This is a genomic window from Streptococcus oralis subsp. tigurinus (genome assembly GCF_002093545.1).
In the GTDB taxonomy this organism is placed as follows: Bacteria; Bacillota; Bacilli; order Lactobacillales; family Streptococcaceae; genus Streptococcus; species Streptococcus oralis_C.
Genome location: NZ_LNVF01000002.1, coordinates 107,827 through 123,160, shown reverse-complemented (window position 1 = coordinate 123,160; position 15,334 = coordinate 107,827). Strand labels below are relative to the sequence as shown.

Genomic DNA, 15,334 nt, shown 5'->3' with positions numbered 1-15,334 from the left:
AAAACAAAAAGGAGTCCCGTTGGGCTCCTTCCATTATTTATGACTTAATTTCTTGGTCAAGAAATCTCCCAAGAACTGGATTGTAAAGATAATCAAGATGATAATGATGGTCGCCAAGATGGTCACATCGTGATTGTAACGATTAAACCCATAGGCAATAGCCACGTTACCGATACCACCAGCACCAACCGCACCGGCCATGGCTGTTTCCCCAACAAGGGAAATCAAGGTCACCGTCGTCACACGAATCAAATCTGGAAGGCCTTCTGATAGGTAAACACCCACGATATCCCAGAAGGTCGCTCCGCTCGCTTGAGCCGCCTCAATGACACCGCCATCCAGCTCAGCCAAGACCACCTGCACCTGACGGGCAAAGAAGGCAAAGACTGCAAAAGAAAGGGGGACAAGGGCTGCATTTGGCCCGATACTAGTCTTCACAATCAAGTGAGACAGTGGCGACATGATTGCCAAGAGGATGATGAAGGGAACCGCACGAAAAATAGAGGTAATCTTGTCTAAAATCCAAAAGATAACCTTATTTTCCAAGACACCGCCTGGTGCTGTCAAGACGAGGAAAAGACCTGCCACCAGCCCCAAGAACCCTCCGATGATGAAGGAAAGAACTGTCATATAAAGGGTTAGGTAGATAGCCGTTCCCCAGCCTGCTTGACCAGCCCAGCCCATTTTATAGACATTTGGTAAATAGGTTTGAATCAATGATTCCATCTTACTGTCCTCCCTTCAATACTTTTAGCTGTACGCCTGCTTGACGAATAGCTTCTTGAGCACCTGCTAGCGCTGCTTTTTCACCTGACAAGACCACAACCAATTCTCCAACAGGAGTGCCATCGAGAATTTCGATATTTCCATAAAGGATATTAGCCGTTACTTGGTAACGCTTGTACAATTCATTCAAAAGTGGCTCGTCTGTCGAAGCCCCAGCGTATTTGAGTTGCACTAAGATACTGTTCTCAGATAAATGCTCTACGATTTCTTGCTTCTCAATCTTGACCATGGCTTCGTCAATACCTGTGGCAGTTGAGATAAAGTCTTGGGTCAAAGGCTGTTTAGGGTCTGAGAAGATTTCAAGGACACTGCCCTCTTCAATCAAATGCCCATCCTGCATGACCGCCACACGGTTGGCAATGTCTTTGACAATCTGCATTTCATGCGTAATCAAGACAACAGTCAAGCCTAATTTTTGGTTCAAATCTTGCAACAAGGCCAAAATTTGCTTGGTTGTTTTAGGGTCAAGGGCAGACGTTGACTCATCTGAAATCAAAATTTTCGGATCATTTGCCAAGGCACGCGCAATGGCCACACGCTGTTTTTGCCCTCCAGATAGTTGTGAAGGGTAGTTTTCAGCACGATCTGCCAAACCAACCAAGTCTAACAACTTAGCAACTTTTGCTTTCTTTTCTTCCTTGCTGAGTCCAGAGTGTTTAAGGGCAAAGGCTACATTTTCCTCTGCTGTTTTTTGACTCATGAGGTTGAAATGCTGGAAAATCATCCCGATATCTTGACGTTTGCGACGCAACTGCTCTGCCGTCAAGGTCACCTTACCATCAAAAATCACATCGTCGTCAATGGTAATTTTCCCTGCGGATGGTTTTTGCAGGAGGTTAATCACCCGGACTAGAGTGGATTTTCCTGCTCCAGAATATCCAACGATTCCGTAGATATCCCCTTCTTGGATGTGAATGGTCACATCCTTGACTGCTGTGATGGTTCTCTTCTTTTGGTGAAAAGTCACATCGATCTGATCTAACTTGATAATATCTCTACTCATAGCTTCTAATCAGCTCCTCTACTAATTCAATATGGGTGTAGTAATCGGCGATCCGCACGTTTTCATCTCCACCGTGGTCTCGGCTATTGGCATTCCCTAAACCGAAGGCCACCATTGGTACCTCTAGGGCGTCAAAGACCGTATGCATAGGTCCTGTTCCTGCTGTAGTCGGCAAGACTGAAACGCCCTGTGGATAGAATTTCTTGGCCAACTCGATCACATTGAGAATGGCAGGTGCGCTCATATCGCTTCGATAGCTCATCTCTCCCAAGGTATAGTATAATTCTACCTTATCAAAGCCATTTTTGTCTAGCTGTTTCCGAATTTTTTCCAGAACATCATGCGGTTCTAGGCCAGGAACCAAACGAACTTCTAACTTAGCGCTGGCTTCTGCTGGCAAAATTGTTTTAACTCCTTGCCCTTGATAACCTGACTGAATCCCTTCGATATTAAGAGCTGGCTCAAAAAAGAAACGTTTTAGGAAGGCTGCACGGTCCTCTTGTAAGAGAGGCAATTCCAAACCATAAATCTGACTGATTTCCCCTGGATTTCGTTGGGCATAGGTATCCACCAAGGCTAGTTCTCGTTCATTTGGCTCTTGAACATCCTCGTACAAACCTTCTACTAAGATACGGCCATCTGCTGCACGAAGAGACTGTAAGGCTTGGAGGAGGTACCACGGAGCTGATTCCACAACCCCACCATAACTAGAATGGATATCGACATCAGCGCTTTTTACCTTGGCATCAAAGGTCACAATCCCCTTATTTCCACCAGAAATTTCTAGCTGTTCCAAGGCATTTTTGGTTCCTTGTTCCCAGACCAACAAATCCGCCCCACGAAGTTTGTCTGCATGTTTCTCTAAATACTTATCTAGATCCATAGAAGCGGATTCCTCCGCTCCCTCCATGATAAAGCTGATATTGACAGGCAGGTCATCATGGTGCTGCATATACTTTCTCAGAGCACTCAAACGAGCCGTAATATGGCCCTTATCGTCGTCAACCCCACGTCCATACATAAAGCCATTTCGCACAGAAAGGGTAAAAGGATCCTCTGTCCACACCTGGTCACCATCCGCCGGCACAGTGTCATAGTGGTTATAGAAAATCAAGGTCTTGGCATCCGGACGCGAACTCTTGAAATGTGCCATGACAAAGGGCGCCGTGTAAGTCCCATCAATCTCCACTTCAGCCCCTACTCGCTTGAAAATCTCACCCAGATAGTTTGCGACTTCCTTGAGTCCAACCTGCTGGGCAAAGACTGATTTCTTGGAAATTAAGGTGCGCAAGACTTCAAAATAATGTTGGGCTACATGATCCTTTTCAAATTTTTCAATCTGTTCTTGTTCGCTAGGAAAAACCATATTCTCTCTACCTTTCTATGAACCTATAGTCTTTTTTACAATCCATGCTCTATACAAAAGCAAGAGGTGGAATTTTCTCTCCCACCTCCCTGTTTCTTATTACCAAACTGGTTGATCCAAACCGTCTGATGTTTCTTCGATAACTTTTTTCACTTCATCAGTGTGGTAAGCCGCGATAATTTTCTTGATGGCATCAGCTTTAGGTGATGATTCCCAATCTTTTTTCGCAACGATGATGTTGTACCATTGTTTTGAGTTTTCATCAGCTTGTTCTTTGAAGAGTGCTTTCTTGTAGTCCAATTTTGCTTCTGTAACGAAGGTATTGTTTACAACGGCAGCGTCAACTGATGACAATGAACGAGCTGTTTGGCTAGCGTCCAATTCAGTGATTTTCAAGTTCTTTGGATTTTCTGTGATGTTCGCAACTGTTGCAAGAGCAGTTCCAGAAACATCCAATTTGATCAAACCAGCTGATTGAAGCAAGTAAAGCGCACGGCTTTCGTTTGTTGCATCGTTTGGTACGGCAATTTCACCGTTATCTGGGATTTCTTCCACTTTGGTGTACTTGTTTTCTTCCCCATTTTTACCTGAGTAAAGGCGGATTGGTGAGATGTACGTATCTGCAATCGCTACAAGGTCTTTCCCGTTTTCTTTGTTCCAGTTGTTCAAGAAGTTGTAGTGTTGGAAAGCGTTCAAGTCTACTTCGCCGTCAGCAGTTGCCTTGTTTGGTTGAGAGTAGTCAGTAAACTCTGTGAATTTCAATTTAATGCCATCTTTTTTAACCAATTCTTGGATTTTATCCCAACGTGCTTCTTCAGAACCGCTACGGTTAACTGTTGCAATTTTGACAACTGTTTCGTTGTCTGCTTTCTTTTCTGAATTTCCGCAAGCTGCAAGAGCCAAACCTGCGACTGTAGCAAGAGCCGCTACACCGAGCCATTTTTTAATTTTCATGATTCTTTCTCCTTTAAAAATAATACCGTAATAGTATCTCATACTTTATTTGAATTAGCAAATTGTTAATAGATAGGAAGACCTATAGTTTGAAACTATACATATTAAGCTAATATTAAACGACATTCGCTTCTGGACCTCTACATAAAAAAAGCTAGCTAGCTGCTCGCTAGATAGCTTTTAAGAATTATTTACCTTGTCTTCTGCATCGTGTTGCGATGCCTGCTAAGCCGAGGCTCGCAAGTAAACCGTAAACTCCGAACAGAGTCGTTTGTCCATCTACACCTGAGTTTGTTCCTGTATTTGGTAATGCTTTTGTAGAAGCTTTTTCTCCAGGTTTATTAGCTTCTGCACCTTGAGGTTTATCAGCAAGTTTACGAAGATCAAATTCTGGAAGTGGGTCTTGAATTGGTGCATTTTTTGGTAGGCCAATAATCATTCCATCTTTTTCTGCCACTTTTAGCATATTTTCTGCTTCAAGTACATCTAATAAAGCTTGTAGCTTCGCTTTGGCTTCTGCTAGGGCTGCTTGAGCCACTTTCAATTCAGCCTCTGCTTGATCACTAACTTTCTGAGCCTTTGCTCTATCCTCTTCTGCTTGCTTCAATGTTGTTTCTAAGACTGATGCTTGACCTTTCAAGGCCATTGCTTTATCGCGTTTTTCTTCTGCATTCTTAATAGCTGTAGCCAATTCTGCTACCTTGGCTTGCAAGGCTTTTAGATTTTGGCTTGCTTTAGTTGCCTCTTGTGATTTTGTAGCAACTAATTCAGATTTTGCTTTCGCATCAGCAGTTAAGGTTGCCAAATCAGATTTAGCTTGTTCCAAATCCTTTTTAACTTGTTCACGCGCATTGACTAAATTATTGGCTTGTTTATTTAATTTATCCAAGTTTGCTAACAAGTCCGCTTTTTTAGTTTCAGTAGCTACTTTTTTAGCATCTTTGTCAGCTTTTTCTGCTTTCAACGATGCAAGTTCAGCCTTAAGATCAGCAGATTTGTCAATAACTGTTTTTTCAACATATACAAAGTGATGCTCAGGCAAGAACTTCATGCGTTTACCATAGAAGGTCGGATGCAATTTATCGTCTTCATTAAAGGCATAGAAATTAGAACGGTATTCCTTCACTGTTTCAGGTGTATAGGCATTACTTATATATGTATGATAAATATAATTAGGATTTTTTCCTTCAATTGTTCCTTGGGCTACACCTACTTTTCCTCCAACCGGTGTAAGCAGGGCTCTGCGGTGTCCGTAGTCGATTCCTTTTATATTATTAAAGTCTGCATACCAAGCTAAGAGTGATTGATAAGCAAACTGTTTATAAGTCATGATCTTATCGAAATTATAAATCGTTTGACCGTTTTTAACTTCCACAAAGTTTGGTCCACCATCGGATCCAGGAATTAGATAAGACATTCCAATATTTTCTACACGAACATCTTCTCCATCTGGGTGTGATAACTTGGTATCATGGCTGAGGACTCCAGTGGTAGCCATTTCATTTGAACGTTCTTGTGCATGTTTAATGTAGGCTTCATCTAGGGCTAAGTCTTGTGTAACACCATTAGCATGACGGAGTTCATTTACTAGCTCAATGAAAGCTTCTGTCAATTTGCGATTGTCCACAACAAACTTAAAGACTGGTCTTGTTTTATATTTGGATGGATTTGCATTGTAGTCAGCCATAGCCTTAGTGAAGCGTTTCATTTCTTCAGTTGCTTCTATTTCAACTTCACGAACACCTTGGAAGTAAACATTCTCCATCAAAGGATTGCCTGAGGCATCTTTAGGACGATATTGCTTGTTATAGTCATAATCACTATCAAAAGCTGGAGCTTTACGTCCTTGTTCTTCTGGATTCAAGACCTTTTTCAAAACTGTTGGTTTGTAATTATCAAGCTCCTTTTGTTTGTCTGCGATCTTGTTCGCTACTGCATTTGCTGCTTTCGTTTGTTCTTGAAGAGACTGATCGGCTTTTTTAACCTCGTTTTCTGCATTAGAGATTTGATTTTTAAGACTTTCATCAGTCATGCCATCTAGTTCAGCTTGTTTTTCTTTTACCTCTGCTGCTTTAGCGTCACGCTTTTCATTGGCAGATTGGCTAGCTGTTTTAGCTTCTGTTTCTGCAGATTTAGCTGCTGTTGCTGTAGATTCTGCATTTGCCAAAGCTTTGTCAGCTTCCGCTTTTTCAGCACTCTTCTCAGATGCTACCTTTGATTCCTTTTCGATGATAGCATCAGCATTTTTAGCTATCTCAATAGCTTTCTTAGTATCGGCAATCTTCTTATCAGCCTTGGCTACATCCTTTTTAGCCTCCGCTTCTTTCGGAGCTTTTTCATCTACAGAGGCTTGAGCTTTTTTAACTTCCTCTTGCGCATCTGTAATCTGTTTTTCAGATGATGATGGTGCAACAGCTTTTTCCTTAGCATCTACAGGCTTTTCATTAGCTTGAACTTCCTGATTTATCGCACTTGCTGCTAACAAAGCAGTCGCTAATGTAAATGAGGATAGAAATTTTTTATATTTCATGACAATCTCCTTTAAAGGTATTATATACTATTATAACCCATATAAGCGCTTTCTGTCAAAGGATATGAGGTAAAGAGGTCATTTTTTGAATGTGCTTACATAAAAAATACCCCTGTCATTAACAGAGGTGTTTTTAATTATTTAATGTCAGCTTCTGCTGGTAGGTAAGTATCTCCGAAGAACTGTTTAGACAATTTTTCAAGAGTTCCGTCTTTGTAGAGTTCTTGGATACGTTTGTCTACAAATGTTTTCAACTCATCTTGACCTTTAGCAAGAAGTGGGTAAACATAAGGTTGTTGGTCGCTTGGAAGTTCAATGACTTTCAAGTTGTCCAAACCTTGGTCCTTGATGACTGTTTCAACACCGATTTTATCAAAAATCTTGTAGTCAAACTGGCCATCGCTCAAGCGTCCCATGATTTGTTGGAAGTCCGCTTTAGTATACTTTAGGACAGTTGGATTATCTGAATGTTGTTTGTTGTAGTCTTCTAGCTGTTTAGCAGAAGTTGTCCCTTGAACAACTTCTGTTGATTTTCCACCGATATCATCAAGCGATTTGATGCTAGGGTCATCTTTTTTCACTACAAGAACGTTAGGGTTTTTAGCAGTTGGAGCTGCATAAAGGTATTTTTCAGCACGTTCTTTAGTGTAGCTGATGTTGCTAACAGCCATATTGTAACGGTCAGCATCAAGTCCTGCAAAGACTCCTGACCACTCTGTCTTCTCAAACTTGACATCATACTTGTCAGAGTCTTTAAAGATAGCGCGAACCACTTCAATTTCGTAACCAGTCAATTCGCCATTTTCTTCATAGTTGAATGGTTTTGGTGTAGCATTAGTTGCAACGATAATTTCTTTCTTACCAGATGCTTCTCCTTCTTTCTTATCTCCACCTGAGCAAGCTGCTAGTACACCTGCGGCAACAAGTCCCAGAGCAGCAAGAGATGAATATTTAACGATTTTTTTCATGTCATTTCCTCCAAAATAGAATACTTTACTATCTTAACAGAAAATATTTTTTTTCGCCATTATATGATTTCTATCTCGGTGATAGGTTTTTCTTATGGCTGACTAAAAGACCAGACGCAAGACTGCAATCAAGACCACTCCAAAAAGAACCGTACCTACTAGATTGCGGTAGCGAAAGGCTACCCAAGCCGTTGGAAAGACCGCTAAAAAGTCCAGCCATTTGATTTGAGGAAGGCTCCCAACCTTGCCTGTCACCACGCTTGAAAGGATCAAGGCAAAGATAATGGAAACAGGCAAGAACTTCAAAAAACGCTCAACGATAGCTGACAACCCCTTGTACTTAACCAAGATGAAGGGAATCATACGAGGTATCCAAGTCACTAGGCCTGAAAAGATAACGGCTAACAAAAGATATTTACTGACCATCTAAGACCACCCCCATGGTACAACCTAGCAAGGTCGCAAACAAAACAGCTAGCGACTGAGACACCACTGTCAAGAGCAAAAAGAAGGACACTGCAACCACGGCTAGGATACGCAGTAGATTCCGTACAGGAACCCGTCTTTGCATAATCTGAAATTGCGAGGTAAAAATCCCGATAAACATCCCAACAAGGGCAAAGTCTAGTCCAAAGACCTCAGGATTTGGAAGAAGCCCTCCTAAAGCTGTCCCCGCAACTGTCCCAATAAACCAGGCCATATAACTATTGAGATTGTTCCCATGCATCCACATGGGATGGACTTTATCTGTATGGGCTAATTCTCCCATTAAAACCCCGTAGGTCTCATCTGTCAGGAGACTGGACATGCCGATATTTTGCCAGAGACTAGTATGGCGGAAATAGGTCGACGCATGCAAGCTCAGCAAAAAGAGGCGCAAGTTAATCAAAAAGACTGTCATAGTAATGGCTGCGACAGGCGCTTGTACTGCAATCAATGCCAACATGGCAAACTGGGCGCTCCCAGCATAAACAAAGAGGCTCATCAAGCCCATCTCAACAGGTGTCACATAGGGCGCACCGATAATCCCACAGGCCAGTCCGATACTGACATAACCAAGGGCCGTTGGCATGGCTGCCTGTGCACCTTCCCAGAATCCTTTTTCTTTCATCTTTCTCCTCATATTCTCTCCAATTGAGTCTGTTCGTCATCACAGCCACAGCACTGACTATTATAACATATTCAAAGAAGAGAAAAAAGTCTGCTGATTTTGGCCATCATAAAAAGACTGGGAAGCCAACCTCAAACACCTATTATACAAATTCTCCTCTAAATACTCTCACGAATGTTCAAGAGCATGCCAAATGCGGTTAGGAGTAATAGCAATAGAATAAAGCTGACCGCTAGGGTCCCAAAACTTGTAGCAATCGTTACGAAAACGATTGTGAATAGACTTGGTAAAACAACCGTAATAGCACCAATAGAGGATTGAACCGTTCCCATTGATTCCTCAGGTATTTGTTTAAAGACGAGTTCTTGCAATCTAGGAGAGAGTAACCCGGCGATGAAGGCATCCAAGGAGCTGAAAAGCAGAATCAAGCCAAAATGAACTGTGGCAAATCCTACTAGAAGGAGTAACTGGATGACGACCTAAGCGTATAGAGCTGTTTTTATAGAAATCGTATTTTTCAGATAGCCACTTACAAGGCTTCCGACAATAAGTGCTGACAATTCTAGTGTTGATAACAAAGCGAGGGATTGACCGGTTTGTAAATTCAAAAACGGTTGGTTTCTTAAAAAAAGAGTCGAAATAGGAACAGTGACATTGATCACAGCTTGGCTGATAGAGACGATAAATAAAATGAAGATCACTCTATCCATATTCCAGATCAATTTTGATGATTGGAACAAATGCTGGCAAAACGATTTTATAGAAAGACCTTCTTGATAGCTAATTGTTTTTTCAACTTTCAAAAGATCATTTTTTATAAAGAGAATACCTACAAATGCTATCAGAAACGTCAGAGCGTTTAGCAAGGAAATGAACTGAATGGAAACAATTCCTAGTAAAATCCCTCCTAGAATATTACTGATTGTCCGAACTAAACTAACTGTTGATTGTTTAAAGCCAATGGCTTCTGTCAGATGTTCTTTCCCAATGATTCTTATAAAAATAGGAGTTAGCATGGCTCCTGAAAAGTAACTCAATGTATCCGACAAGAGGTTCATTAAACAAATAAAGAATACGAGCCATAATGAAAAGGACTGCCCTGAAAGCGAAAGTGCCACTATAGAATAAAGTACAAATTTGACAAAACTAATAACCGTATACTTTAGAACACGATGATATTGAAAGTCAGCCAAAACTCCCATAAAGATTTGCAGAACTTGAGGAACAGTCTCTGAAATCGTAATGAGTAAAATTGCCAAGGGGGCAAACGAAGCGTCTGCCACATAATTCAAAAAAGCAAGATAAAAAATCGTATCCCCAACCGTTGAAATCCACTGGTTGATAGTTAATTGCCTAAAATCTCTATTTTGAATAAATACTTTCATCGCAACTCCTTTTTGAGTTCAAATGGGAACTTTTCCCCAAGGATAGACCAAACTTACTGAGCCCCTAAAATTACAGCAACGGTAAAATTTGACCAATGGCATTGTAGACTATATGCAGTCCAATAGGCCAATAAATTGACTTTGTTGCTCTAAATAAGACTGCAAATATGAGGCTACCACCCATATATGAGAAAAAGTCTGTCAAGACCCAACCGTGGTTACTAATGTGCAAGATTCCAAACAAAGCAGCCGAACCGAGCACATCCAGTCCCCACTTCTTCCCTTTTTCCAGAGCGGTCATCACCAACCCACGATAAATCATCTCTTCAAAAATGGGACCTGCAATCACAGGATAGAAAAAATACATCAAAAATGCCGTTGCTCCCGTAAAAGTAGGAACATCCAGTTGATAAGCAATTTCATTTTTGGTAGATGGGAAAAGATAAAATGTGACGAAATTCCAAATAACAAAAGCAAGAAGAGCTAAAAAGGAATAAAAAAGATAGGAACCTCTAAATTTTCGACTGTTAATTTTCTGCCATTTACCTGACCAAACCATAACAGTAATAGCAAGCAAAACCACAAGAAAATTCAACAGCATATCCGACAGATAATAGGCAAAGTCAGATAGACCAGCAGCAAGGTCGCTGTGTAAGATCAGACGAATGAAGAACTGGTCAGCAATGACAAGCAAAACAGCTATAATAAAGTAGTATTGTGAGATTATCTTTTTCATATTTCATCTTTCTAATATCCAAACACCAATAAGCTCACGATAATTAAAAAGGTATTCCACAAGATGTGAAGGACCATTGACCAATAAATTGAACGTGTATAACGAAAGAGCATACAGAGTAGCAGACCTGCTCCTGCATAAACGATGAAGTCTGTTAACACCCATCCATATTGTAAAACATGGATGAGACTAAAGAGTGTGGAGGAAATGATGACGTCAATATAGTATTTTTTAAATTTAGATAGGGCTGTCATCAGAAGTCCACGGAAAACTAACTCCTCAACTATCGGAGCAATAAGACTGCCGTAGAGAATACGTGTCACAAAATAACTAATTCCCGTCAAATTGGCTACGGTTTCTTTTATAGCACCCCCATTTTGCGTATTGGGAAAGATTCGAGTCGTTATATTTACCCACAAAAACATCAATATAAAGGAAAGAAAGAAGAGACCCAGATAGGACCAACGAAACTGGAAGCGACCGTACTCTTTCCAACGTTGACTCTTAACAAGAACCACAGTAGCAGCAATTCCTTCAATTACTATCAATAAAATTTGAATCCCATAAAATCCAAAATCTGATAATTGATCCATGAACTCTAATCTCACTACTAAATTAAAAATCAAGTAATAAGACATAAGTACCAAAATGGTCCCTAGGTAAAATTTCGTTTCTTCCCTTTTCATAGTTTTTTCTCCTAAATGTTAGTTACGACGTTTTCCAAACAGTCCTTCAATCAGCCCATTCGACCAATCAAATGCCCCATAAGGTCTGGGACTAATACCTCTACCTCCCCAAGCAGGCAAAGCACTACCACCACAACCAATATTTTCACCCACACAAGCCATAGTGAAATTTCCTCCGTAAACCTTCTCCAACTCCGCTTCTGTTAGTTCCATTGTTTCTGCAAATTGTAAATTCAACATATTTACACTCCTTCAATTATTTTTACTTGTAAACCACTTCTGCGACCTAGGATTTGCTTCAAGTATCTTACGAGGATAGTATAACACGGAAATCACCACATTTTAGAAAATCGCATATTTGATATTTTTACTTATAGAAATTTCACATTTGCGATTTTTATAGAATTGACTCTTTCACTGATATAATATGGTTACTATTAGATAGGAGGACACAAAATGAAGAAACAAGTCTTAACATTATCGACAATCATTGCTGAGATTATTATCATTTTCCCATTTCTAACTAATCGATAACTTCTTTGTATTGCCGTAAGCGTAGTTCAAAAAGGGCTATCAATTGTGGATTTTCTAATACTTGCAGAGATTGGATAAAGTTTTCAATCTCTTTTTGATTGCTCCCCTTAGTTTGAAGGAAAATGCTCATCTTCTTTAAAAATTGCCACAATAATTTTTCAAAAACATCATACGGACGAAGCATGCTCTCCAACTCGGACTCAAAGATTAGGATGTAAGAGAAAAGCTTACGCTCCATAAGCTCTGATATGATATTCAGAAAGCCACTTTTCATATACAGTCTATTGTGTGCCAATTCTTTAAATTCCTTGGATTTTTCGAGTAAAGAGGTTGATAAAAAGATCAAATCTTGATTACTCAAGAAGGGCATGGTATTGCAAAAAAGATAGAGTTCAAACCAGGTCCAAGACTCGATAGCATAGAGGTAGCTAGTCAAAAACTCGCTATCCTCCTCTTCTAGCGGATACCTTTTATCTAAGGAATGGATAGCATCTTTGATCACAATAGCATTCAAACGACGATAGGTCTGCGCATCTGTTCTTGCTCGACTTCCTCCAACAGTTGCTCTAAGCCAGCAATATCTTGATGGGCAAAGCGATCGACAACCCTTCTTCCAAATTTCATATGTGGAGATTCTTGATAGTTGTTGAGCTTGTGCCCAAACTCATCGAAGGTCACATTGATCCCTTGGATAGCTAGTATCAGTTTATCCGCAGACAGCATAGACTGTCCTAGTTCAAACTTGGATAGCTGGGATGCTGTTAGTCCAGCACAAGCTACATCTGACTGCTTGAGTTTTCTCGCAAGACGCAATTCCTTGTGAAATTCTCCCAATTCCATTCTCTCAATCATCTGACCACCTCCTAATTTTTACATATTATATCACCATTTCTACAGCTTTGTCAAAATATTCTGACATTTAATGAGGGCAAAAAAGCCAGCCTCAAGCTGACTCTTTATTCCATGGTATCAAAGGCGAGACTTGGTTTGGCATTGAGGTCTAAACCTGCAAAATTTTCTTTGTTCCACTCGCTGACGCTGGCATAGGCAATCATTCCTGCATTGTCTCCACAGAGACGCAGGGGTGGGATGATGACCTTGACATCCGTAATTTCAGACGCTAGGCGTTCTCTGAGGCCTTTATTAGCTGCTACACCACCTGCCACGACTAGGGTTTTAACAGGGTATTTTTCTAAGGCTTTCTTGGTTTTTACCATGAGAATATCCATGACAGCTGCTTGGAAGGAAGCACACAAATCCTCTGTAGACAGGCTTTCTCCCTTTTGCTCAGCATTGTGGTGAAGATTGATAAAGGCAGACTTCAAACCTGAGAATGAAAACTCCAGATTGTCTTCCTTGATCATGGCACGAGGGAAGTCATAAACATCCTGACCTTGATGGGCCAACTCGTCAATCTCGCGACCTGCTGGATAGGTCAAGCCCATGACGCGACCAACCTTGTCATAGGCCTCACCAACAGCATCATCTCGGGTCTCCCCAACAATCTTGTAATCGCCAGCCTCAGAAACATAGACCAACTCTGTGTGGCCACCGCTGACCAAGAGAGCTAGCAAGGGAAACTCCAAAGGCTCCACACTCTGAGCTGCCATGAGGTGACCAGCCATGTGATTGACGGGGATAAGTGGCAGGCCGTGAGCCCAAGCAAAGGCCTTGGCAGCTGACAAACCAACTAGTAGAGCTCCAACCAATCCTGGTCCATAGGTAACGGCAACGGCTGTCACATCTTCTTCTGTAATTCCTGCTTCTGCCAGTGCTTCCTCGATGCAGGCTGTAATGACCTCGACATGGTGACGGCTAGCTACTTCTGGCACTACGCCCCCAAAACGTTTGTGGCTCTCAATTTGACTCGCAATGACATTGGACAAGAGCTGGTCGTCGTTTTTTAAGACAGCGACACTGGTTTCATCACAGGATGTCTCAAATGCTAAAATATATCTATCCTTCATCTATTTCTCTCTTCATGATAATGGCGTCCTCAACTGGATCGTGGTAGTAGACCTTTCGCTCAGCGATGACCGCCATCTTTTCTTTCTTGTAAAATGCTTGCGCTCGTTGGTTTGACTTTCTGACTTCAAGGAAAATCTCCTTATCTGTCGGCAATTGAGCAAACAAGGCTGACGCAATTTCCTGACCCTGATAGACTTTTTTGACAGCGATTTGTAGGACTTCTGCTTCAAAGAGATTCTCCTGAACGGCTAGAAATCCAATCACTTCTACCCCATCATAAGCCAGAGCATACCAAGTCTGATCTTGGGACAAGTCTGCTTGGATTTGTTCCAGCGTCCAAGGGCTGACTGGGTAAACATCTACCATAACAGCATAGATAGCTTGAGCCAAGTCAGGTTGCTGTTGGATTCGTTTGATCTTTATCATAGGCGTTTAATGTAGGACCCGCCAGACTCGGTGTGGTTCTTGAGCCAGTTTTCCTCAGCCTCAACTCGTTTGAGGTAATTGGGCACAAAGTCGTGCAAGGAGTCTGCTTCCTTATCCCAGGCCCAAAGAGCTAGATTGGCTGCATTTGGCAAGGTTTCTTGGTAGCTGGCTTGTGGTAGTTGTTCTTGGATTTGTTCCACAAAGGCTCCAACTTCTCCGACAAAGGTTACCTGTTCAGCATCCTTGACCTGCTCTAGCACTTCCGCAAAAGACAAGTGCGCTTCTGGCAAGACAGGCTGAGCATTTTCATAAAACCCTGCATAAACATTGTTGCGACGTGCATCCATCAGGGGAACAAGTAAGCCTTCTTGTTGGCGTGGCACCAGAGCCAAGAGGCTTGACATACCAACCAACTCGATGTTCAGAGTATGAGCCAAGGTCTTGGCAGTTGCTACCGCAATTCGTAAACCTGTGTAGCTACCAGGTCCCACTGCCACCACGATGCGGTCCAAATCCTTGGGTGTCCAATCCAAACTCGCCATCAAAAAATCAATGGCTGGCATAAGGGTAATACTGTGGTTTTTCTTGATATTAATCGTCATCTCGGCAAGAACTTGCTTGTCCTCTAAAATCGCTAGAGAAAGAGCCTTGCTGGACGTATCAAAAGCTAATACTTTCATAACACATTCCTATCTTTTTGTCTGTTTACTATTATACTACAAAAGCTAGCGCATGGGAATTTTCTTTGTTTTGAAACAAAAGGGTCTGCCACTTAGACACAAAGAAGTGTAAATAAGTCATATATGCCTTAACTCGATTCTCGACGTTAGAAATCATCGTCATAACAATAAAGATAGCACCTAAAAATAGAAAAATCCATC

Annotated in this window: 14 protein-coding genes and 2 pseudogenes; all 16 read right to left on the bottom strand. The window is 41.4% G+C overall.

The features are described from left to right. Positions 1-33: 33 nt before the first annotated feature. The 16 genes and pseudogenes from ATE34_RS04560 to tsaB all read right to left on the bottom strand — a co-directional run bounded on the left by ATE34_RS04560 (position 34) and on the right by tsaB (position 15,133). Entirely contained in the window at positions 34-726 is a 693-nt protein-coding gene (locus tag ATE34_RS04560) for a methionine ABC transporter permease (RefSeq protein ID WP_000444640.1), read from the bottom strand. Position 727: 1 nt separating this feature from the next. After that, positions 728-1,789 (bottom strand): methionine ABC transporter ATP-binding protein, encoded by a 1,062-nt coding sequence (locus ATE34_RS04555; protein WP_000085663.1) that lies wholly within the window; start codon positions 1,787-1,789, stop codon positions 728-730. Further along, positions 1,782-3,155 (bottom strand): M20 family metallopeptidase, encoded by a 1,374-nt coding sequence (locus tag ATE34_RS04550; protein ID WP_084911194.1) that lies wholly within the window; start codon positions 3,153-3,155, stop codon positions 1,782-1,784. Before ATE34_RS04550 ends, ATE34_RS04555 begins: the two co-directional genes overlap by 8 nt. Before the next feature lie 99 nt (positions 3,156-3,254). Beyond that, on the bottom strand, positions 3,255-4,109 hold the full coding sequence (locus ATE34_RS04545; protein ID WP_061598933.1) for a MetQ/NlpA family ABC transporter substrate-binding protein: 855 nt from the start codon (positions 4,107-4,109) through the stop codon (positions 3,255-3,257). A 187-nt stretch (positions 4,110-4,296) separates the two neighbouring features. Then, entirely contained in the window at positions 4,297-6,639 is a 2,343-nt protein-coding gene (locus tag ATE34_RS04540; protein ID WP_061598935.1) for a CAP domain-containing protein, read from the bottom strand. 137 nt (positions 6,640-6,776) lie between these two features. Continuing rightward, the gene (locus ATE34_RS04535) at positions 6,777-7,607 is read right to left on the bottom strand and encodes an amino acid ABC transporter substrate-binding protein (RefSeq protein ID WP_061598938.1); all 831 of its coding nucleotides are present in this window, start codon (positions 7,605-7,607) and stop codon (positions 6,777-6,779) included. Positions 7,608-7,709: 102 nt separating this feature from the next. Continuing rightward, positions 7,710-8,033, bottom strand: a complete 324-nt coding sequence (locus ATE34_RS04530) for an AzlD domain-containing protein (RefSeq protein WP_084911193.1) — start codon at positions 8,031-8,033, stop codon at positions 7,710-7,712. After that, positions 8,023-8,718, bottom strand: coding sequence for an AzlC family ABC transporter permease (locus ATE34_RS04525; protein ID WP_084911192.1), 696 nt, complete (start codon positions 8,716-8,718; stop codon positions 8,023-8,025). The genes ATE34_RS04530 and ATE34_RS04525 overlap by 11 nt, the downstream gene beginning before the upstream one ends. Positions 8,719-8,876: 158 nt before the next feature. Then, a pseudogene (locus ATE34_RS04520) lies at positions 8,877-10,103 on the bottom strand (MFS transporter). A gap of 70 nt (positions 10,104-10,173) precedes the next feature. After that, the gene (locus tag ATE34_RS04515; RefSeq protein ID WP_084911191.1) at positions 10,174-10,839 is read right to left on the bottom strand and encodes a CPBP family intramembrane glutamic endopeptidase; all 666 of its coding nucleotides are present in this window, start codon (positions 10,837-10,839) and stop codon (positions 10,174-10,176) included. Positions 10,840-10,850: 11 nt separating this feature from the next. Further along, positions 10,851-11,525 carry a CPBP family intramembrane glutamic endopeptidase gene (locus tag ATE34_RS04510; protein ID WP_061598944.1) on the bottom strand — a complete coding sequence of 225 codons (675 nt, stop codon included), beginning with the start codon at positions 11,523-11,525 and terminating at the stop codon, positions 10,851-10,853. Positions 11,526-11,543: 18 nt separating this feature from the next. Continuing rightward, on the bottom strand, positions 11,544-11,765 hold the full coding sequence (locus ATE34_RS04505) for a hypothetical protein (RefSeq protein ID WP_061598946.1): 222 nt from the start codon (positions 11,763-11,765) through the stop codon (positions 11,544-11,546). Between the two features lie 283 nt (positions 11,766-12,048). Beyond that, positions 12,049-12,911, bottom strand: a pseudogene (locus ATE34_RS04500) (Rgg/GadR/MutR family transcriptional regulator). Between the two features lie 104 nt (positions 12,912-13,015). Next, positions 13,016-14,026 (bottom strand): tRNA (adenosine(37)-N6)-threonylcarbamoyltransferase complex transferase subunit TsaD, encoded by a 1,011-nt coding sequence (gene tsaD, locus ATE34_RS04495; RefSeq protein WP_084911190.1) that lies wholly within the window; start codon positions 14,024-14,026, stop codon positions 13,016-13,018. Then, positions 14,016-14,453: a ribosomal protein S18-alanine N-acetyltransferase gene (gene rimI / locus ATE34_RS04490; RefSeq protein WP_084911189.1), complete on the bottom strand. Its 438-nt coding sequence runs from the start codon at positions 14,451-14,453 to the stop codon at positions 14,016-14,018. Before rimI ends, tsaD begins: the two co-directional genes overlap by 11 nt. Next, complete coding sequence (gene tsaB / locus ATE34_RS04485) at positions 14,450-15,133, bottom strand: tRNA (adenosine(37)-N6)-threonylcarbamoyltransferase complex dimerization subunit type 1 TsaB (protein ID WP_084911188.1); 684 nt, start codon at positions 15,131-15,133, stop codon at positions 14,450-14,452. Before tsaB ends, rimI begins: the two co-directional genes overlap by 4 nt. Between the last annotated feature and the right edge of the window lie 201 nt (positions 15,134-15,334).